This window comes from Marinobacter sediminicola (genome assembly GCF_031157525.1).
GTDB classification, from domain to species: Bacteria; Pseudomonadota; Gammaproteobacteria; order Pseudomonadales; family Oleiphilaceae; genus Marinobacter; species Marinobacter sediminicola.
On record NZ_JAVIXR010000037.1, the window covers coordinates 1 to 517 of the forward strand.

1 protein-coding gene is annotated in these 517 nt (G+C 60.7%); it reads left to right on the forward strand.

Annotation, left to right across the window (positions count from 1 at the left end; genetic code table 11):
- Positions 1-517, forward strand: a 517-nt coding sequence (locus RG807_RS17690) for a contractile injection system protein, VgrG/Pvc8 family (RefSeq protein ID WP_309046056.1), incomplete at both ends; no start/stop codon positions are given.

Below are 517 nucleotides of genomic sequence, written 5' to 3' on the forward strand. Positions count from 1 at the left end.
GTGCGCACCCTGTTGGAAGAGCGGGGCATTGTGGACTCCGTATTTGATCTGAAACGTGCCCCCCAGGAACGGGAATACTGCGTACAGCACCGGGAAACCGACCTGGCCTTTGTCAAACGGCTGGCGGCAGAGGAAGGCTGGCACTACCGCTACCAGCACGGCAGCGTGGATGGCAGCGAACAACCCGGCCTGATTATTGCCGACCACCACGGTGATGCGCCAAGGCTGGAAGCAGCCGAATACAACGGCAAAGCGGGCGGAAGCACCAAACAATCCGCCGTATTCCGTTTCCGCTACGAAGAACGGGTTCGCGCCGCGTCTGTAGCCACCAAAGACTACACCTTCAAAAATCCCGCCTACGCCCTGATGCACGAACACAGTGCAGCCGGTGCCAATCAACGGCAGGATTACCAGCACTTTGATTACCCGGGCCGTTTCAAAGCCGACGCCAGCGGCCAGCCGTTTACCGAAGCCAGGCTGGACGCCCTCAGAAACGACGCCAGCACCGCCACCGGCG